The sequence below is a fragment of the Mycoplana sp. 10N416 genome (assembly GCF_056394765.1).
Window position 1 is genome coordinate 69083 of record NZ_JBFTIM010000006.1, and the last position, 22299, is coordinate 91381.

General features: G+C 62.5%; 24 protein-coding genes. 15 read left to right on the forward strand and 9 right to left on the reverse strand.

Annotated elements, in window-relative coordinates; genetic code table 11:
• Positions 1–57 precede the first annotated feature (57 nt).
• The 3 genes from AC1DDS_RS13710 (at position 58) to AC1DDS_RS13720 (ending at position 4342) form a co-directional block, all read left to right on the forward strand.
• Complete coding sequence (locus AC1DDS_RS13710; RefSeq protein WP_477479406.1) at positions 58–1239, forward strand: alpha-D-ribose 1-methylphosphonate 5-triphosphate diphosphatase; 1182 nt, start codon at positions 58–60, stop codon at positions 1237–1239.
• On the forward strand, positions 1236–2021 hold the full coding sequence (gene phnF, locus AC1DDS_RS13715; protein WP_477479407.1) for a phosphonate metabolism transcriptional regulator PhnF: 786 nt from the start codon (positions 1236–1238) through the stop codon (positions 2019–2021). The genes AC1DDS_RS13710 and phnF overlap by 4 nt, the downstream gene beginning before the upstream one ends.
• Before the next feature lie 242 nt (positions 2022–2263).
• Positions 2264–4342, forward strand: coding sequence for an ASKHA domain-containing protein (locus AC1DDS_RS13720; RefSeq protein ID WP_477479408.1), 2079 nt, complete (start codon positions 2264–2266; stop codon positions 4340–4342).
• A 169-nt stretch (positions 4343–4511) separates the two neighbouring features.
• Here AC1DDS_RS13720 and AC1DDS_RS13725 read toward each other — a convergent pair whose 3' ends face one another.
• Positions 4512–5429: a LysR family transcriptional regulator gene (locus AC1DDS_RS13725; RefSeq protein ID WP_310415892.1), complete on the reverse strand. Its 918-nt coding sequence runs from the start codon at positions 5427–5429 to the stop codon at positions 4512–4514.
• A 116-nt stretch (positions 5430–5545) separates the two neighbouring features.
• Here AC1DDS_RS13725 and AC1DDS_RS13730 point away from each other — a divergent pair, with 116 nt between their 5' ends.
• The 3 genes from AC1DDS_RS13730 to AC1DDS_RS13740 all read left to right on the forward strand — a co-directional run bounded on the left by AC1DDS_RS13730 (position 5546) and on the right by AC1DDS_RS13740 (position 7742).
• Entirely contained in the window at positions 5546–5755 is a 210-nt protein-coding gene (locus AC1DDS_RS13730; protein ID WP_477479409.1) for a hypothetical protein, read from the forward strand.
• A 50-nt stretch (positions 5756–5805) separates the two neighbouring features.
• Positions 5806–6090: a hypothetical protein gene (locus AC1DDS_RS13735; RefSeq protein ID WP_477479410.1), complete on the forward strand. Its 285-nt coding sequence runs from the start codon at positions 5806–5808 to the stop codon at positions 6088–6090.
• Positions 6091–6728: 638 nt separating this feature from the next.
• Positions 6729–7742 (forward strand): GlxA family transcriptional regulator, encoded by a 1014-nt coding sequence (locus AC1DDS_RS13740; RefSeq protein ID WP_310415901.1) that lies wholly within the window; start codon positions 6729–6731, stop codon positions 7740–7742.
• Positions 7743–7821: 79 nt separating this feature from the next.
• On the opposite strand, the gene AC1DDS_RS13745 is transcribed toward AC1DDS_RS13740, so the two are convergent.
• From AC1DDS_RS13745 to AC1DDS_RS13760, 4 genes are all read right to left on the reverse strand, one after another.
• Positions 7822–8661 (reverse strand): response regulator, encoded by an 840-nt coding sequence (locus AC1DDS_RS13745; RefSeq protein ID WP_477479411.1) that lies wholly within the window; start codon positions 8659–8661, stop codon positions 7822–7824.
• A 294-nt stretch (positions 8662–8955) separates the two neighbouring features.
• On the reverse strand, positions 8956–9216 hold the full coding sequence (locus tag AC1DDS_RS13750; protein WP_477479412.1) for a hypothetical protein: 261 nt from the start codon (positions 9214–9216) through the stop codon (positions 8956–8958).
• A gap of 125 nt (positions 9217–9341) precedes the next feature.
• Entirely contained in the window at positions 9342–11846 is a 2505-nt protein-coding gene (locus tag AC1DDS_RS13755; RefSeq protein ID WP_477479413.1) for a mechanosensitive ion channel domain-containing protein, read from the reverse strand.
• Positions 11847–12000: 154 nt separating this feature from the next.
• Positions 12001–12561: a DUF924 family protein gene (locus AC1DDS_RS13760; protein ID WP_477479414.1), complete on the reverse strand. Its 561-nt coding sequence runs from the start codon at positions 12559–12561 to the stop codon at positions 12001–12003.
• 162 nt (positions 12562–12723) lie between these two features.
• Between AC1DDS_RS13760 and AC1DDS_RS13765 the strand changes: the two genes are divergently transcribed.
• On the forward strand, positions 12724–13218 hold the full coding sequence (locus AC1DDS_RS13765) for a hypothetical protein (protein ID WP_477479415.1): 495 nt from the start codon (positions 12724–12726) through the stop codon (positions 13216–13218).
• Positions 13219–13423: 205 nt separating this feature from the next.
• Entirely contained in the window at positions 13424–13852 is a 429-nt protein-coding gene (locus AC1DDS_RS13770; protein WP_477479416.1) for an OsmC family protein, read from the forward strand.
• Positions 13853–13921: 69 nt separating this feature from the next.
• On the opposite strand, the gene AC1DDS_RS13775 is transcribed toward AC1DDS_RS13770, so the two are convergent.
• Positions 13922–14449, reverse strand: a complete 528-nt coding sequence (locus tag AC1DDS_RS13775; RefSeq protein WP_477479417.1) for a carboxymuconolactone decarboxylase family protein — start codon at positions 14447–14449, stop codon at positions 13922–13924.
• 310 nt (positions 14450–14759) lie between these two features.
• Here AC1DDS_RS13775 and ccoN point away from each other — a divergent pair, with 310 nt between their 5' ends.
• The 7 genes from ccoN to ccoS all read left to right on the forward strand — a co-directional run bounded on the left by ccoN (position 14760) and on the right by ccoS (position 19573).
• A complete protein-coding gene (gene ccoN / locus AC1DDS_RS13780; RefSeq protein WP_310415928.1) occupies positions 14760–16418 on the forward strand; it encodes a cytochrome-c oxidase, cbb3-type subunit I in 1659 nt (552 codons plus the stop codon).
• A 3-nt stretch (positions 16419–16421) separates the two neighbouring features.
• Complete coding sequence (gene ccoO, locus AC1DDS_RS13785; RefSeq protein ID WP_477479418.1) at positions 16422–17153, forward strand: cytochrome-c oxidase, cbb3-type subunit II; 732 nt, start codon at positions 16422–16424, stop codon at positions 17151–17153.
• A 6-nt stretch (positions 17154–17159) separates the two neighbouring features.
• Positions 17160–17333 (forward strand): cbb3-type cytochrome oxidase subunit 3, encoded by a 174-nt coding sequence (locus AC1DDS_RS13790; RefSeq protein ID WP_477479419.1) that lies wholly within the window; start codon positions 17160–17162, stop codon positions 17331–17333.
• On the forward strand, positions 17324–18226 hold the full coding sequence (gene ccoP / locus AC1DDS_RS13795) for a cytochrome-c oxidase, cbb3-type subunit III (protein WP_477479420.1): 903 nt from the start codon (positions 17324–17326) through the stop codon (positions 18224–18226). The genes AC1DDS_RS13790 and ccoP overlap by 10 nt, the downstream gene beginning before the upstream one ends.
• Positions 18223–18411, forward strand: coding sequence for a hypothetical protein (locus tag AC1DDS_RS13800; RefSeq protein WP_477479421.1), 189 nt, complete (start codon positions 18223–18225; stop codon positions 18409–18411). Before ccoP ends, AC1DDS_RS13800 begins: the two co-directional genes overlap by 4 nt.
• A 40-nt stretch (positions 18412–18451) precedes the next feature.
• Positions 18452–19240, forward strand: a complete 789-nt coding sequence (locus tag AC1DDS_RS13805) for a DUF2189 domain-containing protein (protein WP_477479422.1) — start codon at positions 18452–18454, stop codon at positions 19238–19240.
• Between the two features lie 78 nt (positions 19241–19318).
• Positions 19319–19573 (forward strand): cbb3-type cytochrome oxidase assembly protein CcoS, encoded by a 255-nt coding sequence (ccoS, locus tag AC1DDS_RS13810; RefSeq protein WP_477479423.1) that lies wholly within the window; start codon positions 19319–19321, stop codon positions 19571–19573.
• Between the two features lie 28 nt (positions 19574–19601).
• Here ccoS and AC1DDS_RS13815 read toward each other — a convergent pair whose 3' ends face one another.
• From AC1DDS_RS13815 to AC1DDS_RS13825, 3 genes are all read right to left on the reverse strand, one after another.
• Positions 19602–20258, reverse strand: a complete 657-nt coding sequence (locus AC1DDS_RS13815; RefSeq protein ID WP_310415948.1) for a methionine ABC transporter permease — start codon at positions 20256–20258, stop codon at positions 19602–19604.
• On the reverse strand, positions 20239–21318 hold the full coding sequence (locus tag AC1DDS_RS13820; RefSeq protein WP_477479424.1) for a methionine ABC transporter ATP-binding protein: 1080 nt from the start codon (positions 21316–21318) through the stop codon (positions 20239–20241). Before AC1DDS_RS13820 ends, AC1DDS_RS13815 begins: the two co-directional genes overlap by 20 nt.
• Before the next feature lie 94 nt (positions 21319–21412).
• Entirely contained in the window at positions 21413–22261 is an 849-nt protein-coding gene (locus tag AC1DDS_RS13825; protein ID WP_477479425.1) for a MetQ/NlpA family lipoprotein, read from the reverse strand.
• Positions 22262–22299: the final 38 nt, after the last annotated feature.

Below are 22299 nucleotides of genomic sequence, written 5' to 3' on the forward strand. Positions count from 1 at the left end.
GCAGATGACGCCTGCATGACACCTTGCCGTGAGATGAATTACCCATAAGGATCGCAGATGCACTGGACCATCAGGGGCGGCCGCGCGCTCGCCGGAGACCGCTTGTCGTCCGCCGACATTCACGTCGCAGAGGGGCAGATCGTCTCGACCCCCGATAGCGCCACACAGGTCATCGAAGCGGAGGGCTTTCTGGTGCTTCCCGGTATTGTCGACATCCATGGCGACGGCTTTGAACGCCAGATCATGCCGAGGCCCGGCGTGCGCTTCGATACGGCGCTTGCGCTTCGCGACACCGACCGGCAGCTCGTGGCGAACGGCATCACCACCGCCTTTCACGGCGTCACCATCTCGTGGGAACCGGGTCTGCGTTCGGTGGAGGCGGCAGCGGACCTGATCGCGGAACTGATGCGAATGCGCCCTTCGCTGCGATGCGACACCCGCCTGCATCTGCGCTGGGAAACCTTTGCACTGGACCAGTTGCCGCTGGTCATGCAGTGGCTGTCGCTCGACCCCAGGCCGATCATCGCGCTCAACGACCACACGACCGGCACGGTCATGAAGGGCACGATCGCCCGCAAGATCGGCCAGATGGCATCGCGCTCGGGGCTGAGCCAGGAGGCCTACACGGCGCTGCTCGACAGCGTCTGGTCACGGCGCGCCGAGGTGCCGGCCGCCATCGACCAACTCGCGGGGGCGGCCAGGTCTTCGGGCAACATTCTGCTCGCGCACGACGAGGCCTCGCCGGAGGAACGGTTGAAATTCCGGCAGCTGGGCGTCATGACCTCCGAGTTTCCGCTCAATCGCGAGACCGCTGAAGCGGCGCGCGCGGCGGGGGAACACATCGTCCTTGGCGCCCCAAACGTCGTGCGCGGCGGCAGCCATAACGGCGCACTCGACGCAACGGATGCCGTCCGCGCCGGGTTCTGCAGCGTGCTTGCCAGCGACTATCACTATCCGTCGCCCCTCCACGCCGCCTTCAAACTGGCCCGGCCCGACTTCGGCGATCTGGCTGAAACCTGGGCCCTGGTGTCGACCAATGCCGCCAAGGCAGCCGGCCTGGAAGACCGGGGTACCTTGCGACCGGGCATGCGGGCGGACATGATCCTGGTCGATGCCAGCGACCCAACGCATCCGCACGTGGTCGCGACAATGGTTGGCGGCGACCTGGTCTATTCCGCCGGCGGCCACGGACTGTCCGCCCCCTCCATGACACGAATGGCGGAAGGCGCCCGGGCATGAAGACAAGCACCGGCTCGGCTCCCGGACTCGACAAGGGCACCGATCTCCTGACCGGCTTCGAGGACGTCGTCGTCCGGCCGCGCAACGACATGCCGATCTGGCAGCAGATCTACGACCACATCCTCGGGCTGATCGAAAACAATTTCCTGACGCCGGGCAGCCAGTTGCCCGGCGAAAATCATATGGCCGAGAAACTCGGCGTGACCCGCATCACGCTCCGGCGCGCGTTGCAGCAATTGCAGCGCGAAGGCCATCTGACCGCCCGCAAGGGCGTCGGCATTTTCGTGCGCAGCCTTCCCTCCGTCTTCACGGTTCGGGACGACCGCCCGTTCCTGGAGAACTTCAATGCAGGCGGCAAGAAGGTCGTAACTCAAACGCTGGTCCTGTGCCGCGAGACCGTAGCCACCGCTGCGGCAAGGAAGCTGGCGCTCGGCGATGACGAGGAAGTCATTCGGCTGTGTCGGATACGGAGCGCCGATGGCCACCCCCTCTACGTCAACACCAAGATCTTTCCGGCCAGCCGCTTTCCGGACTTCGAAGCCGTCTATCTGCGGCAGCAATCGGTCACCGATGTCTTCCGAGCCTACGGCATCACCAAGTATCACCGGCACGAAACCCGTGTCAGCGGCGGCTTTGCCTCGCCGGATGAAGCCGACATGCTGAAGCTGACGCCGGGAACGCCGGTTTTCCGGGTCAACGCCATCAATCACGACGAACAGTCCCGACCGATCGAGTGGACGCTCGGATGCTGGCCGCTGACCTCCGTGGAATTCGTGTTCTGACCGTGTCAGCGCCGGGCCAGAAAGGTAATCTCCTCGGCCGCCGCAAGCGCATGCGCGGCAACGCCCGGCCTCCTTCGCAGATCCTTTCGCCTTTAATCGCTTTCGCCGGCGGAAATGATGCTGGCAGATCTTTCCATGTCGGGATTTGACAACTATCAGGCAGCGTTCCGGTGCAGTCTGGTAGCGTTTATTCAGGCTTCGGTCCCCGGACGGAAGCGGCCCTGGCGAAAGACGGAAGCAGCATGCGCATCGATGGCACATCCGAAAACGAGACCAATATGACCGAAGCCGCGCAGAAGGACCCTCTCGTGCTGTTCATGCCGTCGGGCAAGCGCGGCCGCTTCCCCGTGGGCACCCCAATCCTCGACGCCGCGCGCAAGCTGGGCGTCTACGTCGAAAGCGTCTGCGGCGGGCGGGCCACGTGCGGCCGTTGCCAGATCGAGGTACAGGAAGGCAATTTCGCCAAGCACAAGATCGTCTCCTCGCTGGACCACATCTCGGAGAAGGGACCGAAGGAGGAGCGCTACGAGAAGGTCCGCGGCCTTCCGGACGGCCGACGGCTCTCGTGCTCGGCCCTGATCCTCGGCGATCTCGTCGTCGACGTTCCGCAGGATACCGTCATCAATGCGCAGGTCGTCCGCAAGGCCGCAACCGACCGCGTCATCGAGCGTAACGCCGCCGTCCAGCTTTGCTATGTCGAGGTGGAAGAGCCCGACATGCACAAACCTCTTGGTGATCTCGACCGCCTCAAGCAGATCCTGGAAAAGGACTGGGGCTGGAAAGACCCGCTGATCGCCCCGCATCTCATCCCGCAACTCCAGTCGATCCTGCGCAAGGGCAACTGGGGCGTCACCGCCGCGATCCACCGCGACATGGACTCGTCCCGCCCCTTCATCGTCGGCCTCTGGCCGGGCCTGAAGAACGAGGCCTACGGCATTGCCTGCGACATCGGCTCGACCACGATCGCCATGCATCTCGTCTCGCTGCTGTCCGGCCGCATCGCCGCCTCGTCGGGCACCTCGAACCCGCAGATCCGCTTCGGCGAGGACCTGATGAGCCGCGTCTCCTACGTCATGATGAACCCGGACGGCCGGGAAGCGATGACCAAGGCGGTGCGCGAGGCCGTCAACAACCTGATCGGCAAGGTCTGCGACGAAGGTCAGGTCGACCGCCACGACATCCTCGATGCGGTTTTCGTTGCCAACCCGATCATGCACCACCTGTTCCTCGGCATCGACCCGACGGAACTTGGCCAGGCACCGTTCGCGCTTGCCGTCTCTGGGGCACTGCAATACTGGGCGCATGACATCGACATCGACGTCAACCGCGGCGGACGCGTCTACATGCTGCCCTGCATCGCAGGCCATGTCGGCGCCGATGCGGCGGGCGCCACGCTCGCCGAAGCCCCCTACAAGCAGGACAAGATGATGCTGCTCGTCGATGTCGGCACCAACGCGGAGATCGTGCTCGGCAACAAGGACCGCGTCGTCGCCGCCTCCTCGCCCACCGGCCCGGCCTTCGAGGGCGCGGAGATTTCCTCCGGCCAGCGCGCCGCACCCGGTGCGATCGAACGCGTGCGGATCGATCCCGTCACCCTCGAACCGCGCTTCCGCGTCATCGGCGTCGACAAGTGGTCGGACGAGGACGACTTTGCCGAGGCCGCAGCTTCTGTCGGCGTTACCGGCATCTGTGGATCGGCCATCATCGAAGTGGTGGCGGAAATGTACCTTTCCGGCATTATCTCGGAAGACGGCGTCGTCGACGGTTCGATGGCGGCGCGGAGTCCGCGCATCATTCAGAACGGCCGCACCTTCTCCTATCTCCTGCACGATGGCGAGCCGCGCATCACCGTCACCCAGGGCGACATTCGCGCCATCCAGCTTGCCAAGGCCGCGCTCTATGCCGGCATCAAGCTCTTGATGGAGAAGCAGGGCATCGACCACGTCGACATGATCCGCTTTGCCGGCGCCTTCGGCACATTCATCGATCCGAAGTACGCCATGGTGCTCGGCCTGATCCCGGATTGCGACCTCGCAGAGGTGAAGGCGGTCGGCAACGCCGCCGGTACCGGTGCGTTGATGGCGCTGCTCAACCGCGACCACCGCCGCGAGATCGAACAGACGGTCAACCGGATCGAGAAGATCGAGACGGCGCTCGAGAGCAATTTCCAGCAGCTCTTCGTCAACGCGATGGCAATGCCGAACAAGGTCGATGCCTTCCCCAACCTCTCCACTGTGGTCACGCTGCCGGAACGCAAGGTTATGGCGGACGGCGACGGTGGGGAAGGCGGCGGCCGGCGGCGGCGGCGTAGCCGCGAGTAGCGGCGCATCGGTGCCGCACGGCTCCATCCGCGATGGACGCGTCGTCATTGAGGACGACCGCTGCGAGGAACTCGACGGCTGAAGCATGACAAACGACGGTCGTGCCGCGACGGCGGCGCGACCTTTCAGCCCGCGCCGCGGCACCACGAAGGCATGACGTGGGGTCGCTTCAGCACGCCAGCGGCAGAATTTCCTTGGGACTGCGCTCGAAGCGCGCGAAGGCCGCGCGGATATAGTCGGCCACGGCAAGCGCCGGCGCTGCCGCGTCGTCCCCCACCACCATACCGATGTGGTAGTAGCCGAGTTCCGGCAGTCCATCCTTCACACCGAGCGCCACCATGTCGTCCTGCACGAGGAAGCGCGCCAGCGGGGCGACCGCAAGGTCGGCTCGGATAGCCGCGCGCTGCCCCATGTGATGGGCGCAGAAGTAGGCCACACGGAAATCCCGTCCCGATTTACTGAGCTCCTCGAGCGCGCGCGCACGCCAGATGCATCCCTCCTCCCAGACGGAAACAGGAAGCGGATTCTTGAGATGAGCGTTGCCGCATTTCTTGCCGGCCCAGACAAGTTGTTCTTTCATCAGGATCTCGCCGGGAACTGGCGCAACAGTTTCGGATGCATTGAAGATCGCCAGATCCAGCCGACGGTCCGCCACCGCGCGGCGCAGGTTCCCGCTTGATTCGATCGAGACGTTGACGGCGATCGACGGGAAGGTTTCCGCAAAGCGGCGAAGAACCTCCGGCAGGATCAATTCGCCGACGTCATCAGGAGCGCCAAGGCGCACCACGCCATTCATCTCCGGCATCATGAACCGCGAAACCGCTTCGTTGCTGAGCGCTATCAACCGCCGCGCATAGGAGAGCAGAACCTCGCCGTGATGGGTGAGCACCACCGAGCGGGCGTCGCGCCGAAACAGCATGCAGCCCAGCATCTCCTCCAGCTTCTTGATCTGCATCGACACCGCGGACGGCGTACGGTGCACGGTTTCAGCCGCCGTCGTGAAGTTTCCGGTCTCGGCGATCGCGACGAAGGTCCTGAGAATGTCGAGCTCCAGGAGCGGGAGCGTCTGGCGCAGCATCAGGTTCATGGCTTCCTCCGCTATCAGATTATCTGATCCAATGCCTCATTTCATTTCGTTTGATTGAATACTCATATGGCGCGATAGTCAATCCATCGGAACCTGATCGGTAAAGGATATGAGCCATGACCGCAGGCAAATCACATGCAAACGTTGTTCCGTTCGCCCTTCGCGCCGTCGGCAAGGGTTTTGCCCTCACGATCCGGCAATATCTCGACGCACGCGCCACCCGGCGTCGTCGGCGCCAAGGGGAAAACGAAATCGCGAATCTCTCACCGGAGCTGAAACGCGATATCGGCTGGTCGGAAGGCCGGTATTTGCATGACAGAAACTGATGCATGAGATCAATTATATGCGATGGATTGATGAGTAAGGTCGCGGCAATATGATCGACAAGGGTCGCGACCTCTCGAATCCTCCCAAGATCGAAAGGAACCTGAACATGACCAGCCTTTCATACACTCATAGTGCAAGCGGCGGACGCCATTTTCGCAGCAGCAGCGCGAGCTCCACGTGGCGAGGCCTTGCTAGCCGGCTGGCCAATGCATGGCGCCACCACCGCGATGAACTCGAACTCGAAAGCCTGCCCTTCGACATTCGCAAGGACATCGGTTTTCCGTCTGCCGACGAAGAAACGGAGATGACGTCACACGCCGGCAAGTCCCAATGACGGCACGCCGCCCGCAAACTCCCAAGACGACGGCGTCCAATCGCCAGGCCTGAGTCCCCATCGGACCGGCCTGGCGATTTGTCTTTCCCGCGCAAAACTCCAGACCCTTAAGTCCCCTTCCCGCCCCAGTCTCGTCATCCAATCAGGATCGACACCTGATTCGCGGCGATCCAAAAGGGCCGATAACCCGGGTCGCCGCAACACCTGCGGCGGATCGAAATGATCCAGCCCACAATCGCCCCTCCTCCGCATTTCCAGTCCAGCAGCCCTTCGAACCCGCATTCGCTGGGACGGCAAAGGACGCACGCGCCTTCGCCGCGTCAGGCGGGACAGGACCCGGCACCTCAAGACAGGGGCAGACAATCGGCGGCTCGCCCATGCCCTTTGCAAACGTCAATTGTCGCGGATCGGGTGATTTTTTGCTTTTATACAAGCGAGCAACAAGCACAAGCTGTGTCGCATTTGCCATACAGCCGTAAGCATAGGCGCACAGGGCACCATTTTCACGAACGGCTTGAGCATTAAAGTGAATACGCGACCTTCACAGTCGCATCGTTCCATGCAAATGTCGCAAACAGACCGCCAGGCGCGACACCTTCAAGAGACGCTTGGTCAACGATATAAGAGTGGAACTTCCGATGACCAAAACAGCTGCCAAGAAGCGTTCGCTGGTGTTCTTCCTCGTGCCCAATTTCACGTTGCTGCCCCTTTCGGCAGCGATCGAGACATTACGCATCGCCAACCGGATGCTGGGCTATGAGGCCTACACGTGGCGGCTCTCTTCGGTCGACGGCACGCAGGTTCTGTCTTCGAGCGGCATCGGCATCGAGGTCAATTCATCGCTCGCGGACGAACGCAAATTTCTCGGTGGCGAAAGCCGCCCGTCGATGGTCCTGGTCTGTTCGGGCATCGACATCGAGGAATTCCATAACAAGTCCGTCAACGCCTGGCTGCGGGAGGCCTACAATCGCGGCGTCTCCGTCGGCTCGCTCTGCACCGGCGCCCATGTCCTGGCGCAGGCCGGTCTCCTGTCCGGCAAGCGTTGCGCCATCCATTGGGAAAACCTGCCGGGGTTTGCCGAGGCTTATCCCCAGGCCGAGGTCTATGCCGACCTCTATGAAATCGACAGCAACATCTATACCTGCGCCGGCGGCACCGCCTCACTGGACATGATGCTGAACCTGATCGACCAGGATTTTGGCGAAAACCTGGTGAACCGTGTTTGCGAGCAGGCCCTCACCGACCGGGTGCGCGGCCCCCACGACCGCCAGCGCCTGCCGCTGCGCGCCCGTCTCGGCGTCCAGAATTCCAAGGTCCTGTCGATTATCGAACTGATGGAGAACAACCTCTCGGAGCCGCTATCTCTCTTGGAGATCGCCGATAGCGCCGACCTGTCCCGTCGCCAGATCGAGCGGCTGTTCCGCCAGGAGATGGGCCGATCCCCGGCCCGCTACTATCTCGAGATCAGGCTCGACCGGGCGCGCCACCTGCTGGTGCAGTCCTCCATGCCGGTCGTTGAAGTGGCCGTGGCTTGCGGCTTCGTTTCAGCCTCGCACTTCTCCAAGTGTTATCGCGAACTCTACAATCGTTCGCCGCAGCAGGAACGCGCCGACCGCAAATTGACGCTTGCGACCGCCGCGGCGGGGCGCTGAGCCTGGTTCGCCGCTCCGCGTGCCGTGGCCCACAACCACTGCGCACGAGCGGCGAAATGCACGCAGTGCTGAACCCCGGTTACGGCTTCGCCTCGCCTGCCCGGTGCGCATGCGCCAGCTTGATCTGCATCAGCGTGTCCAGGTTCTGGTTGACCCGGCAATAGAACTCCTCGTCGATGAAGGGACGCAGCATGAAGTCGTTGCCGCCGGCCTTCAGGAAGCGGGCGGACAGCAATCGATCGGTGGACGAGGAAACGCCGATGATGCGCAACTGGTGTGAGCCGATCGACGTCCGGATGCGCCGCGTCAGTTCGAAGCCGTCGATGTCGGGCATGTTGTAGTCCGTGACCATCAAGCCGATATCCGGATTGGCCTTCAGGATCGAAAGCGCGGCCGCCCCGCTGTCGGCGGTGCTGACGCGGAAATTATAGCGCTTCAGCCGCGTGGTCAGGAGCGCACGCGCCGTAGGGCTGTCGTCGACGATCAGGACATGATGCCGATGGTTCGTCAGGAACCGGCAGACGGATTCCGCAAGCATGTCGACCGCGAACACGCTGTCCTTGATGATGTAGTCGACGATTTCCTTGGAGAGCAATTCGTCGCGCATCTGCTGATGGAACGTTCCGGTGAAGACGATCGTCGGGACGCTGAAATCGACCAGATAGTTCAGCGCTTCGCCGTTTTCGGCGCCCGGTAGATTGATGTTCGATATGGCAAGGGTGACCGGATCGGACGACTGATCATAGGCCTCCTCAAGTTCCTGGAAACTCCGGCAGACTTCGACCTTGATCCCGAACAACTCCTTCAGACGCGTGCTGATCATCGAGGTGAAGACATTGGAATCTTCGGCCAGCAAGATGCGGTGATGAGCCAGCGACGCGCCGGAATATTGCATGCCGGAGATACCGATGAATGACATGTCTTGCCTTTTGACGTGAGGGGTTTCGCGTGCTGCGGGTCGGACGACGAAATGACAGCACCGGACCTGCGCATGGTCCCGTCCGAAGGGGTCTTCCACGCTTCGGATAATAGTCAAAGAGGTAAGACTAACCCTTTGCGAAAGCGTTAAAATATGGCTCCGCAATCAATGGAAAGGCAATCCAAGGGGAGCGCGATGAACCGTCGGAAGGCGTTTCGGTCCATGCGCGTGACCTTGAGACGGCGAAAGCGGCGCAAGGCCGCTGGATGCACCGCTCTCGAAGGTGGGAAGTGATTACTTGATGACAGCCGAACCACGGCTGATTTCGACGTTCTCATCGCCGTTGAGACCCACGCGATCGCCGTTGGGAAGGGTGACGAAGCAGCCGGAAGGGCAGACGATTTCGGTTTCGCCCGAGGCAAGGGCCAGTTCCGAGCGGCTGCCGTTTTCAACGATCGTCAGAACTACCGCGTCGCCATCCTTGTTGGTGATCGATGCCGCAAAAGCCGGCGCAGAGATCGCGCCCGAGACAAGCAGCACTGCAAGCATTCGCATCATTTCCGCCCGGCGCTAAACGCCGCCCCTGTTTCAAACCCCGTGAGACCCTAGCCTCACTTTGAAGGATTTGCATGTGTTTTATGACGCGATCGCTGAATGTGGCGTGAATGCGGCATTCATCTTCAGCCGGTTTCGTCGGCGCCCTCCTCGACAACCTTCGGCTTGACCTTCTTTTGCGGCTGCGCCGCGACGGGCACGCCTGCCTTCGCGCTGTCGATCATGGCGGCGACGAGTTCTGCGCTCTGCGCATCGATGGTGACCGGCACGGTTGCGGCCGCCGGAGCCGAGAGCGCGATTTCCTCCTCACGAAGGCGCTCGAGCAATGCGGTCCGCAGTTCCGTCTTCACGGAGCCGGCATTCGACACGTCGGCGACGAACGCGCGCAACTCGAAATCGAGCGTGGAACTGCTGAAATTGACGAACACCACCGATGGCTCGGGATTACGCAACACCGGCTGTGTCGCGGCGACCTCGAGCAGGAGGTCGGTAATCCGGCGCGGATCGTTACCGGAAAAGACACTGACCGGAATTTCGATGCGTCCGAGCTTGTTGCGGTGCGTCCAGTTGCCAACCGTGCCGTTGATCAGCACCGAGTTCGGCACGATGATCGTCTGCCGCTGGAAGGTCTCGATTTCGGTGGCGCGAACGGAAATGCGCTTGACGTAGCCTTCCGTCGTCCCGGCGACCACCCAGTCGCCAACCTTGAACGGACGCTCGGCCAGCAGAATGAGCCCGGAAACGAAGTTCGACACGATATTCTGGAGGCCGAAACCGATACCGAGCGAGAGCGCACCGGCAACGAGCGCAAGGCTGGAGAGGTCGATACCGGCGGCCGAGATGCCGATCAGGCCCGCAAGCCCGACACCGGCATACCCGATCGCGGTCCTGACTGAGTTGCGCACGCCGGGGTCGACGTGGCTGCGCACCATCACCGTTCCGTCGAGCCAGCGCTGGAACCAGCGCGTCACCACCAGGCCAAGTGCGAACAGCACCAGTCCCGCCAGGATGCCGACGATCGAGATGGAGATGCTGCCGATATTGATCTCGGTGAAAATCCGGTAGGCCCAGCTTTCGATGTCGCCTATCTGGAAACCCCACTGCAGCAGGATGCCCGGCACGCCGAGGAAAAGGACGATCATGTAGATGCCGAGGCTGGCAGCCAGTCCCGTCTGGTCCATCGCAACATCGTTTAGCTGGTAGCGTTCCGCCAGTCTCTGGCCGAGGTAGGTCCTGGCGAACGCGCCCTGCACGCCGATCGCCCGACCGGAGAGAATGCCGATGTACATCGTCACCAGGATTGCACCGGTCACGACTATCTGGGCCGCCACGAACCGGGCGAGCCCCACATAACCCAAGAGCGCCATGCCGATCAGGCCGAACCCGGTGGTCAGCAGCAGCGTCGACAGCGCCCGTGGCCAGGGACGTCCCTCGCCGCTGGGATCCTCGCCCTCCCTCAGCATCGGGCGGATGAACGAGATCCAGATAAGGATGAACCCGATGACGATGGAGGCGATCATGCTCTTGGCCACCGTCAACACGACGGCCGACCCGAGCGCGACACTGACAGCGCCCAGGAAATAGTCGAGCGCATTGGCGAACGCCATCGCGAAGATCGACCGCTCGAGTTTTCTGGCGCCCTCGTCAGACACGCTGACAAGCCGCCACTGCGGGCGCTTGGGGGCAAGCACCGCCCGGCTGAGCGCCGATACGAAATAGAGACCGACGCAGACGGCAAACAGCGACGACACCATCGGCGCAATGTCCGGTCGCAGAACATTGAAGCTGTAGAGTAGCGAATAGCAGGCGAAGGCGAAGGCGCCAACCGCGAGCGTCGGGATGGTGATCGACCAGAAGGCGATCATCAGCCGGGTGATGTAGTGCGGTTTCTCGATGGTCTTGTTGCGCTGGATCAGCGGGCCGGCAAGACGGTGTCCGCCGGAGTAGAGCACTAGGCCGATGACCAGCGACAGCGACACGGCGGCAAGCAGCGATTCCCGTTTGAACGACCAGACGAAACGCAGCCAGCCACCAACGGTCCTCTGCAGATCCGCCCCTTCCTGGCCGCCGGCGGCGAGCGCATCCTCCAACACGGCCGGGCTGATGTTCGTGCGCTCAAGTAGCGTCTCGGTGAACAGCGTCCGGCGCATTTCCGTGACCTGGTTGGCAAGCTGTGTCGCCTCGATCGACAAGGCCTCGGCATTGCCCGTGACGGAATTGATCGCTGCTCTTTCCTCGGTAAGCTTGGCGCGCTCCTCCTTGATCGGATCCGCTTCAGCCGGCTGCCCCTCAGCGGGCACCGGGCCCAGTTCGTCCAGCCTTGCCTTGATTTCGTTGAAGCGCTGGCGCGTGGAAACGGAGGCATCGAGGGCGGAGCGGCCAAGCTGTTCCACCTTGAGCTTCAGTTCGGCGAGCTTCGGCTCGTCCTCACGGGCGGCATCGATCTGCTTGCGCAGGTCGTTGAGTTGCCGGCGGGCCTTGTCCAGTTTGTCGTTCGCATCGGCAATCGGGCTTGCCGGCGCGGCAACGGTCTGTCCGTCCGGCGCCGGCTCCTGGGCGATAGCCAAAGCAGGCTGGAGCAGCGGCAGAACGGCCAGAAGCGCAAGAACGGCGCGTTTGAGAGTCGTCACGGACAATCCTATTATGTTTCAACGCACACCGATGATTGGCAGAATCGCGTGCAAAATCAACGTCTGGCCGGCATGGCAGCCGGCAGAATCGCGGCAAACCCGGATTTGGTGCGCAAACTATTGCGCCACCCGGGCGAAGTGAAGGCAACTTGCGTCAGAAGCCTGAACCGGGAAGGGCGAGATAATCCAGCTCCGCCGGCGTCGATTGCCGCCCGAGCACGGCGTTACGATGAGGAAACCGGCCGAAATCGCGGATAACGGCGTGGTGGCGGAGCGCATAGTCGAGATAGGTCTTGTCGCCGAGCGCCCTGAACAGCGCAACCGACCGGTCCTGCTCGGCGATCTCCTCGGAGTGTTCGAACGGCAGGTAGAAAAAATGCCGGCGATCATAGGAGACCTTGACGTCGGCGCCCTGCTCCAGCGCCAACTTCGCCTCGCGCAGGGCGATCCAGTCGCTCGCGAAGGCCATCGGTGTGCTGCGATACATATTGCGGGGGAACTGGTCGAGGACAATCACCGTAGCAAGCCGCGCCTCCGGCGTCTCCCGCCAAGCATCCGGGACGTGTCGAGCAAGTGCGAGGTGAGTGGCTGCATAACGGGTGCGGATATGGGCATCGAGCTGGGGCGGCGGAGTGAACCAGTGTTCCGGGGCGAGAAGCTCGCACCAGAACTCGACAACCTCCAAGGGCTCCGCCACCTTGTCATCCGCGCGCATCGATCTTCTCCATTGACCATCAGGGTAAGGCACCGCGCCAGCGGTCTTGGTCCATTCCTACCGCAGCCCGCAACCAAGCATTGCCATCACCCGCAAATTTACAAATGTCAAATTTGCCCCTCTAATGCACCGATCAGGACATCGACCACCGGGGAAATGAACATGATATTCGGCATGGCACCCTTTACCCTGTTCCACGTTGTTCTCAGCCTCATCGGAATCGTGGCAGGGCTTGTTGCATTGCGCGGCTGGCTCTCGTCCGAGCTCCGTCCCGCGTGGACTGCGTCCTTCCTGGCCGCGACGCTGGCCACAACCATGACCGGCTTCCTGTTTCCGATCACCGCCTTCACCCCGGCGATCGGGGTCGGCATCATCACCACCGCCTTCTTGCTCGCGGCCATCGCCGCGCTCTATCTCTTCCGCCTGTCAGGAAAATGGCGGGCAATCTTCCTGATCTGTTCCACGGTGTCGCTCTACTTCAACGTCTTTGTTCTGGTCGTCCAGGCCTTCCAGAAGGTAGAACTGCTCAACGCGCTTGCGCCGAACGGGACCGAGCCGCCGTTTGCCGTCACCCAGGGCATCGTCGTTCTGGCGTTTGCGATTGCCGGCTATCGCTCCGTCCGGAGGTTTCGTCCGGTCGCCGTGAAATCAGCGTGAGGCACCTGCCCGCTGATCCAGCCGTCCGGCAGTTCGAGCGATTTTTCGTTGGCGATAATACGACAGATCGGCAGTCGGCGGGATGTATTTGTGTCTCGGGCTTTGACATCGACTTCGACGATCAAGCGGCAAGAGTGGCTTGCCTCTTGCCAGCGGCTGCGCATCTTCCTATCAGGAATGGAAGCAGCGACGGACAGGCAAGACCATGAGTGAAGCGAAGATCAAAACCAGGCCGACGGGAGCCACCGCAACGCTCGGTCGCACCGGATTCCCGCATGTCATCTCCGCCACCGGCGGGACGCTCGACATCGTCACGGGCGCCTCGCAGCCAGGCTTCAACCCGTTGGACCTGCTCTATGCCTCGCTGTCCGCCTGCCTGACCATGAGCGCACGCATCGCGGCAAGCCAGTTGGGCGTCCTGGAGAGATTGACGGAGGTCTCGGCCGTCGTCACCGGTGAGAAAGCCGCCGAGGGCCTGTCGCGCGTGCAGACGTTCAACATCGCCTTCACGATCCGCGGCGACATAGACGCGCAAACCCGCGCGGCGATCGCCCGAGCCGCCGAGGACGAGATCTGCACGGTCAGCAACACCATACGCGGCAACCCGGATTTCGCAACGACCATTTCCGGCTAGGTGCGAGCCAAGAGGCGGTTTACGGAGCCACTGTTCGGTTGCGCGGCCGGTCATGCCCGATCGCCGTGCTCAGTCTTTTTCGGCAAACGGCTCAAGTTCCGGATCGAACTCGACTTCGACGACATTGTTGAAGATGGCGGTTGCAAGCATGATGCCGGCGAAGGCAACGAGGTCGACGAGCGTCTTCGTGTCGTGGCGTTGCTTCAGAGCAACCCAGATTTCAGGTGGTATCGCATTGGAATCGGCAACGATTGCCTTACCGAAGCGGTCGAGCAAAGCTTCCCCGTCCGAAAGCTCCAGGGCATCGGGATCGAAGCCTGCGTTGATCAAGGCGCGGCGGAAAAATGTAACGGCGATCTTCGACTTCGCCGCCTTCGATATCGCATGCGAGAAAATCCAGATCTCGCGGTCGCTGATTGCGGGATCGAGTTCGGCCCGGAGCGTAAACCACTCGGCATAGATGCGGTGCGCGGTCGGCGAATGCAGCAGCGTCCGCTTCATGTTGGTCATCCGGCCACGCAGGGCAAACTCCCGGTCATGCTCGGCGCGAACGGCATCGCTGGCAACGGTATAGTCGATCTGCGGTAACTGACTCATCTTGCGCCTTTGCTCCCGGGGCGGTCCGCCGCGATGCGGCGAATCCGGCTATTGCGACACCTTGATACCACGCATTTGCCGACGTCCCGAATATCGAATGCGACGGTGCCACGCGGCATTCGCCGCATTCACGGAACGCAAAACCTGATTGCCGCTCGGCAGAAAAAGTGTAACCTTCGGCGCGTTAGCACGCTGTCGGTTCCGGCGTGCCTGGCAACACGGATGAGTACTGACGCGATTGTTCGATAGGACTGATTGCATTCGGTGATCCCGTCGCATGCGGATCGCCCTTTATGGGGGGATATCAGGCATGGTTGCACAACTGACCGCCCTGGAGCGTACTTACGCTGCGATCCTGCTTGTCCTGATTATTTGCGTCGGCGTGGCAATGGCCGTCGTGGGGCGAGGCGATCTGCTCGCTGTTCACGGCTGGATCGTTTCGATCTTTGCGATGACCGTGATGGCCTTCCTCCTTCGCAACATCGACGCGGCCGATCCCTGGGAAGAGCGTTTTCGCGAGTACTATGACGATCCGACGAAGGTCGGCATCGTTCTGTCGCTGATCTGGGGCGTCATCGCCATGGCCGTCGGCGTCTGGGTCTCGGCCCTGCTGGCCTGGCCGGACCTGACTTTCGATGCCGCTTGGGCAAGCTTCGGGCGGCTGCGTCCGGTGCACACCAGCGGCGTCATCTTCGGCTTCGGCGGCAATGCGCTCATCGCTACCTCCTTCCATGTCCTGCAACGGACGACGCGGGCCCGCCTGCCCGACCAGTTGAGCCCCTGGTTCGTGCTGCTCGGCTACAACCTGTTCTGCGTGCTGGCCGCGACCGGCTACCTGATGGGGCTGACCCAGTCGAAGGAATACGCCGAACCGGAGTGGTATGCCGATCTGTGGCTGGTGATCGTCTGGGTGGTCTATTTCTCGATCTACCTGCGCACGCTGGCGCGTCGGCGGGAGCCGCATATCTACGTCGCCAACTGGTACTACATGGCCTTCATCCTTCTGGTTGCCGTGCTGCACATCGTCAACAATCTGGCGGTTCCGGTCTCGATGAGCCACGCCAAGAGCTACTCGCTCTTCTCCGGCGTGCAGGACGCGATGACGCAGTGGTGGTACGGCCACAACGCCGTCGCCTTCTTCCTCACCGCCGGCTTCCTCGGCATGCTCTACTATTACCTGCCCAAGCGCGCCGGCCGGCCGATCTATTCGTACCGGATGTCGATCATCAGCTTCTGGGGCATCACCTTCATCTACATGTGGGCCGGTGCGCACCACCTGCACTATACCGCCCTGCCCCACTGGGTGCAGACGCTCGGCATGGTCTTCTCGCTGGTGCTGCTCGTGCCGTCCTGGGCATCGGCGGGCAACGCGCTCCTCACCCTGAACGGCGCCTGGCACAAGGTGCGCGACGACGCGGTGCTGCGCTTCATGATGCTGGCGGCGATCTTCTACGGCATCTCCACCTTCGAAGGCTCGTTCATGGCGATCCGCGCCGTCAATTCGCTTTCGCACTATACGGACTGGACCGTCGGTCACGTCCATGCCGGTGCACTCGGCTGGGTGGCCATGATCACCTTCGGTTCGCTGTACGCGCTCGTTCCCTGGATGTGGAAGCGCCCCGCCCTCTATTCGGCGAGGCTCGTGGAGGTCCACTTCTGGCTCGCGCTCGCCGGCACCGTCGTCTACGTCTTTTCGATGTGGAACTCCGGCATCACGCAAGGGCTGATGTGGCGCACCTATGACGAGAACGGCACGCTGGCCTACTCCTTCGTCGATTCGCTGGTGGCGATGCATCCCTACTACATCGCTCGCACCTTCGGCGGACTGCTGTTCCTGACCGGCACGGTCGTGGCCTGCTACAACATCTGGATGACGATCAGATGGCCATGGCCGGTCGAAGCGGGAGCGGCGGTTGACCTGCCGATCGAACCGCCAGCGCCAAAGGCCTGGGCGCAGGCCGGGGAGTAGCCGATGTTCAACTTCCACTACCGGCTCGAACGCAATGCCATCGGCCTCACGATCGCGATCATCATCGCCGGCGGCATCGGTGGCCTGGTGGAGATCGCGCCCCTTTTCACCATCGACGAAACGGTGGAGAATGCGCCCGACATGCGTGTCTACACCCCGCTGGAGATCGCAGGCCGGAACATCTACATCCGCGAGGGTTGCTACGCCTGCCATTCGCAGATGATCCGCACGCTGCGCGACGAAGTGGACCGCTACGGACCCTATTCGCTCGCGGTCGAATCCAAGTACGATCATCCGATGCTGTGGGGTTCGAAGCGCACCGGACCGGACATCGCCCGCATTGGCGGGAAATACTCGAACGAATGGCAGGTAGCCCACCTCTACAATCCGCGCGACCTGGTGCCGGAATCGAAGATGCCCGCCTATCGCTGGCTGATGCGCAACTCGCTCAAGATCGACGATCTCGGCGAGCATCTGGCCGCACTTCGTACGGTCGGCGTGCCCTACACCGACGAGATGATCGCCAACGCTACCGCGGACGCCTATGGCCAGGCCAATCCGGACAGCGGCCAGGCCGCCGGCGTGACCGAGCGCTATGGTGACAAGACCAATGTCAGCCTGTTCGACGGCAAGGCCGATACGCTGACCGAAATGGACGCGATCGTCGCCTACCTGCAGATCCTCGGGCGGCTCACGGATGCGGCCAAGCACTCAGAGCAGGCCAATGTGGAGTAGCGCGCCATGAGCTTCGACCACGACACCGTCACCGCTTTTGCCAAGTCGTTCGGGCTGTTCTACCTGATCGCCATGTTCATCGGCGTGGTCATCTATGCCTACTGGCCGAAGAACCGGAAGCGGTTCGATCATGCGGCCAACTCCATCGTTACGGATGACGAGGACCGGCCATGGCGGTAGGGGAACGCGACCCGATCACCGGCCACATGACGACCGGTCACGAGTGGAACGGCATCAAGGAACTGCACACGCCGGTGCCGAAGCCGGTCTGGTTCTTCCTGATCGTCTTCACCCTCTTCGGCGTGGTCTGGACCCTGTTCATGCCGAGCTGGCCCTACGGCACCGGCTACTTCAAGGGATGGCTCGGAATCGACCAGAAGCAGACCGTGGCCAAGCAACTGGAGGAAGGCAGGGCCGACCGTGCCGCCTGGACCGCACGTATCGAAAAGGAAGACTTCGCCGCGATCAAGGCCGATACCGACCTGATGGGCGTCGTGCGCGAAACCGGACACGCATTGTTCGGCGACAATTGCGCCGCCTGTCACGGCACGGGTGGAGAAGGCAACATGGGCTATCCCAACATTGTGGCAGCCCCGATGCTGTGGGGTGACGCGCCGGAGACCATTGCCGAGACGATCACCGTTGGCATCAACGGCGCCGATCCGAATACGCGGGTATCGGAAATGCTGGCTTTCGGCCGCAACCAGATGCTCGACCGCCCGGCCATCCAGCAGGTGATCACCTACGTCCGCTCGCTCTCCGGATTGGAGGAGCGGTCGGAGGCGAACGCCGCCGCGATCGATGCCGGCCAGGAGATCTTCGCCGCCAACTGTGTCAGCTGTCACGGCGACGACGCCAAGGGTAAGATGGACATGGGCGCTCCGAACCTGACCGATCATTTCTGGATCTATGGCTCGAGCCGCGACGCGATCTATCAGACGGTCTTCCATGGCCGGCAAGGCCACATGCCGAGCTGGGGCCTCAGGCTGTCGCCGCTCGATATCAAGATACTCGCCCTCTACCTGACCGACCTCAGGGAGCAACAGCATGCGGCTGTCGGGAACGGAACATGAGCGGGCTTGGGATCCGGCCGCGGACGCTGGTGCTTCTGGCCGCCGGCGCCGGTGTGATCCTTCTGGCGCTTGCCAACACCCATCTGGTCTATGTGGCGATCGAGTCCCAGCCCGACTGCGTTGCGCACCTGAAGACCGAATCGGCGACCCCGGGTGTCTACCGCGCGGCCGGGTCAGCCTGCTGAGAAGCACGAACGTTCCAATGGGTTACGGGAGAAACTTCAGATGAAGATGCCTGAAACCGTCCCCCCGCTGCCGAAGGCGGTCGATCGCAACCGGAACCTCCCCGCAGGACGGGCCTTGACGTGGCTGGCACAAGGTTGGCGCGATCTCTGGACCGTGCCGCTGCCGAGCCTGTTTTATGGCTTTGGCGTCGCCGTCGTCTCGATCCTCATCGTCGGCGGCCTCTATTCAATCGGCTACGACTATGCGCTTTTCCCGGCGCTGGCCGGCTTTCTCGTGGTCGGCCCAGCGCTGGCGGCGGGCCTCTATGAAAAGAGCCGCCGACTGGAAGAAGGTCTGCCTGTTTCGCTCGCCGCCATGATTCGCCCGAAGCCAGGGACGGGCCAGCACGTGCTCTTTGTCGGCGCAGTTCTCTGCGGGCTGATGCTGCTGTGGATGCGCGCAGCCGTCATCCTCTACGCGCTATTCGCCGGCTGGCAGCCGTTCGAGGGCCTCAACCATATCATCCCCATACTGTTCAGCACGCCGGCGGGCTGGGCACTGCTTTGCGTCGGCACGGTCGTGGGCGCCCTCTTCGCCGCCTTCGCCTTCGCCATCAGCGTGTTCGGCGTGCCTATGGTCGTGGACAAGGATGTCGATGCCTTCACCGCTATGGGAACCAGCATTTCGCTTGCCTGGAACAACATGCCGGTCATGCTTGCGTGGGGCTTCATCGTCCTGGTCCTGACCGTCGCAAGCCTTCTGACCGGCATGCTTGGCTTCATCATCACCTTTCCGCTTCTCGGCCACGCCACCTGGCATGCCTATCAGGCGATCAAGGATAAGGATTGAGACGACGCCTAGGCCGAAGATGGAACCCTCGAGCCGCATGGCGGTTATTCCATCGATCGGAACCCGCGAGGCAACGACATGAATGTTCTCACCTATCTAATCCCGATTTCGCTTGTTCTCGGCACGGGCGCGCTCGTGCTGTTCTTGTGGTCCTTGTGGAGCGGGCAGTACGAGGACATGGATGGCGCGGCCGAGCGCATTCTCTACGACGAGGACGTTCCGCTGCCGCCGGCCAAACCCTCAACCAACGGCGGCGAGGAAACGGCGGCAGGCGCAGAACGACCGCCGGCTGAGCCGATCAGGGCCACCGCTCGCTACGCCCGGAGCCCCTGATCCGACAACCACGATCATCCCTTCACGATCATCCCTTGTGATCCAGTCGCGCGACCAGCCGATCGCCTGCCCACTGGATGGCGCAGACAAGCAGGATCAGGACGGCAACCACGGCAACCATCACGGTCGTCTCGAAGCGTTGGTAGCCATAGCGGATGGCGAGGTCGCCGAGACCGCCGGCGCCGATCGCGCCCGCCATCGCCGACGCGCCGATCAACGTGATCAGCGTTACGGTGAACCCCGCGACAAGGCTCGGCATCGCCTCGGGCACGAGCACCTCGCGCACGATCGTCCAGCGGTTGCCGCCCATGGCGCGAACGGCCTCGATCAAGCCACGATCGACCTCGCGCAAGGAGACTTCCGCCATGCGCGCATAGTAGGGCGTGGCCGCGATCGCAAGCGGCACGATCGCCGCCCACATGCCGATCGAGGTGCCGACGATGAAGCGGGTCACCGGGATCAGTGCGACCAGCAGGATGATGAACGGCACGGAGCGAAATCCGTTGACGATCGCGCCGAGCATTCGATTGATCCAGAGGTTTTCCGCAATCCCACCCTTGGCGGTTGCCACCAGCACGAGCCCGAGCGGCAGACCCGCCACGAGCGAAATCAACCCCGATGCCGCCGTCATGACGACCGTCTCCCAGAACGAGCGGATGAAAAGCTCAATCATGACCGGGGACATGGCCCAGAACCTCCACTTTGGCGCCGTGGCGCTCCAGATACGTGATCGCCCGTGCGGGCCCGTCGGCCCGCGCAGGAACGCCAAGGAAGAAGCGGGCGACCGACTGCTCCTGGATATGATCGATGCCGCCATGGATCAGGCGGAAGCCGCCCGGCAGTTCGTCCGAGAGCCCGGCCAGCAGATAGCCGGCATTCGGACCGGAGAGATCGACGCCAAGGATCGCTTCACCGTTCTCCTCACTGACGAGCCGCGCCGCAACATGCTGCGGCAGCTTCGGCCGGACACCGGCAAGCAGGTTTCGTGTCGTCTCGGTATGCGGGTTGGCGAAAACGGACCAGACGGACCCTTCTTCGACAATACGTCCCGCATCGATGACAGCGACCCTGTCGGCGATCGTGCGGATCACCTCCATCTCGTGGGTGATCAGCAGGATGGTGAGTCCGAGCTTGACGTTAATGTCCTTCAAAAGATCGAGAATGGACGCCGTCGTCTCCGGATCGAGCGCCGAAGTCGCCTCGTCCGAAAGCAGCAGCGCCGGTTTGGCGGCAAGCGCGCGGGCAATGCCGACGCGCTGCTTCTGTCCGCCGGAGAGCGCGGACGGATAGCTTTTCGCCTTGCCGGAAAGCCCGACGAGTTCGAGCAGTTCGGCGGCCCGCGCCAGCCGCTTCTCTTTCGTCCAGCCCTCGATCTTCAGCGGCAGTGCCACGTTTTCCTCAACCGTCTTGGCCGACAGCAGGTTGAAATGCTGGAAGATCATGCCGATCCGGCGGCGAACGGGCTGCAGTTCCTCTTCGCTCAGGCCGGTGATCTCGCGGCCTTCGATCTGGATCGAACCACTGTCGGGCCGCTCCAGGCCGTTGAGGCATCGGATGAGGGTGGACTTGCCGGCGCCGCTGCGGCCGATCAGCCCTAGGATCTCACCTTTGCGCACCGTCAGAGACACGCCGTCGATCGCCGGTGTCTGGCCGAAATGACGGTGGACACCGGAAAGCCGGACAACGGCGTCGCGTCCGGTTCCGGCATCCGCCGGCTGGCCGGCGAATGAATGATGGGAAGTCATGGGTGTTCCTTTCCGCCATCCCGCAATGGCGAGGCGGCTCGCGACGCCGATGGGTCGCGAGCCGCCTGATGTTCAGGTCCGAAGGCGGGTCAGGTCAATAGGCGACGGTGCCGGTTCCCTTGTAGACGCGATCGAATTCGGCCTTCACCGTATCGTTCTGGTAGGAAGAAACGAGCGTCTTGACCCAGGCCGTATCCTTGTCCGCCTCACGTACGGCGATGAAGTTGCGGTACGGGTTGTCCTCGATCTTTTCCTGCGCGATGCGGTTCTCGATCGTCAGCCCGCTCTTCAGTGCCCAGTCGGTGTTGACGACGGCGGCGTCCAGATCTTCGACGGACCGGCCGACGATACCGGCGTCAAGTTCCTTGATCTCGGCTTTCTTCGGGTTTTCCGCGATGTCGGCGATGGTCGCGAGAATGCCGGTCCCCTCCTTGAGCTTGATCACGCCCTCGTCCTGCAGCACCAGCAGCGCCCGGCCTTCATTGGACGGATCGTTCGGCACACCGATCACAGCGCCCTCGGGCAACTCGGCAACGCTCGTGAACTTCTTCGAGTAGATGCCGATCGGCCATACGGCCGTGTAGCCGGCGATTGCGATCTTGTAGCCGTGGGCCTGGATCTGGTTTTCGAGGTAAGGCCCGTGCTGGAACGCATTCGCGTCGATCTCGCCGCGCTCGAGTGCTTCGTTCGGCTGCGTGTAGTCGTTGAACGTGACGACTTCTACGGTCAGCCCCTTCTTTTCGGCCTCCGCGGTTACAACGCGCCAGATGTCCTCGTCCTCGCCGGCCATGATGCCGACCTTGACCGTCGTCTTGTCCTCGGCCTGGGCCGGAGCCGGCATTGTCGAAGCAAAGGTGGCTACAGTTGCCGCCAGAAGCGCGGCCAGCCCTGCCCGGCGGGTGATGCGGACGCTGTCGAGAAGTTGGAGAACGGTCTTGGTCATGGATGTACCTGCTTTCACGTTTGTGCCGGTCTTGGGAG

Bases quoted from the DNA above. Each gene is read 5' to 3' on its own strand.
- AC1DDS_RS13825 (WP_477479425.1), bottom strand. From the start codon at position 22,261: ATGACCAAGACCGTTCTCCAACTTCTCGACAGCGTCCGCATCACCCGC.
- AC1DDS_RS13820 (WP_477479424.1), bottom strand. From the start codon at position 21,318: ATGACTTCCCATCATTCATTCGCCGGCCAGCCGGCGGATGCCGGAACC.
- AC1DDS_RS13725 (WP_310415892.1), bottom strand. From the start codon at position 5,429: ATGAACCTGATGCTGCGCCAGACGCTCCCGCTCCTGGAGCTCGACATT.
- AC1DDS_RS13735 (WP_477479410.1), top strand. From the start codon at position 5,806: ATGATCGACAAGGGTCGCGACCTCTCGAATCCTCCCAAGATCGAAAGG.
- AC1DDS_RS13720 (WP_477479408.1), top strand. From the start codon at position 2,264: ATGCGCATCGATGGCACATCCGAAAACGAGACCAATATGACCGAAGCC.
- AC1DDS_RS13745 (WP_477479411.1), bottom strand. From the start codon at position 8,661: ATGTCATTCATCGGTATCTCCGGCATGCAATATTCCGGCGCGTCGCTG.
- ccoN (WP_310415928.1), top strand. From the start codon at position 14,760: ATGGTTGCACAACTGACCGCCCTGGAGCGTACTTACGCTGCGATCCTG.
- AC1DDS_RS13815 (WP_310415948.1), bottom strand. From the start codon at position 20,258: ATGTCCCCGGTCATGATTGAGCTTTTCATCCGCTCGTTCTGGGAGACG.
- ccoS (WP_477479423.1), top strand. From the start codon at position 19,319: ATGAATGTTCTCACCTATCTAATCCCGATTTCGCTTGTTCTCGGCACG.
- ccoP (WP_477479420.1), top strand. From the start codon at position 17,324: ATGGCGGTAGGGGAACGCGACCCGATCACCGGCCACATGACGACCGGT.
- AC1DDS_RS13730 (WP_477479409.1), top strand. From the start codon at position 5,546: ATGACCGCAGGCAAATCACATGCAAACGTTGTTCCGTTCGCCCTTCGC.
- ccoO (WP_477479418.1), top strand. From the start codon at position 16,422: ATGTTCAACTTCCACTACCGGCTCGAACGCAATGCCATCGGCCTCACG.
- AC1DDS_RS13760 (WP_477479414.1), bottom strand. From the start codon at position 12,561: ATGCGCGCGGATGACAAGGTGGCGGAGCCCTTGGAGGTTGTCGAGTTC.
- AC1DDS_RS13790 (WP_477479419.1), top strand. From the start codon at position 17,160: ATGAGCTTCGACCACGACACCGTCACCGCTTTTGCCAAGTCGTTCGGG.
- AC1DDS_RS13775 (WP_477479417.1), bottom strand. From the start codon at position 14,449: ATGAGTCAGTTACCGCAGATCGACTATACCGTTGCCAGCGATGCCGTT.
- AC1DDS_RS13765 (WP_477479415.1), top strand. From the start codon at position 12,724: ATGATATTCGGCATGGCACCCTTTACCCTGTTCCACGTTGTTCTCAGC.
- AC1DDS_RS13750 (WP_477479412.1), bottom strand. From the start codon at position 9,216: ATGCGAATGCTTGCAGTGCTGCTTGTCTCGGGCGCGATCTCTGCGCCG.
- AC1DDS_RS13740 (WP_310415901.1), top strand. From the start codon at position 6,729: ATGACCAAAACAGCTGCCAAGAAGCGTTCGCTGGTGTTCTTCCTCGTG.
- AC1DDS_RS13805 (WP_477479422.1), top strand. From the start codon at position 18,452: ATGAAGATGCCTGAAACCGTCCCCCCGCTGCCGAAGGCGGTCGATCGC.
- AC1DDS_RS13800 (WP_477479421.1), top strand. From the start codon at position 18,223: ATGAGCGGGCTTGGGATCCGGCCGCGGACGCTGGTGCTTCTGGCCGCC.
- AC1DDS_RS13770 (WP_477479416.1), top strand. From the start codon at position 13,424: ATGAGTGAAGCGAAGATCAAAACCAGGCCGACGGGAGCCACCGCAACG.
- AC1DDS_RS13710 (WP_477479406.1), top strand. From the start codon at position 58: ATGCACTGGACCATCAGGGGCGGCCGCGCGCTCGCCGGAGACCGCTTG.
- phnF (WP_477479407.1), top strand. From the start codon at position 1,236: ATGAAGACAAGCACCGGCTCGGCTCCCGGACTCGACAAGGGCACCGAT.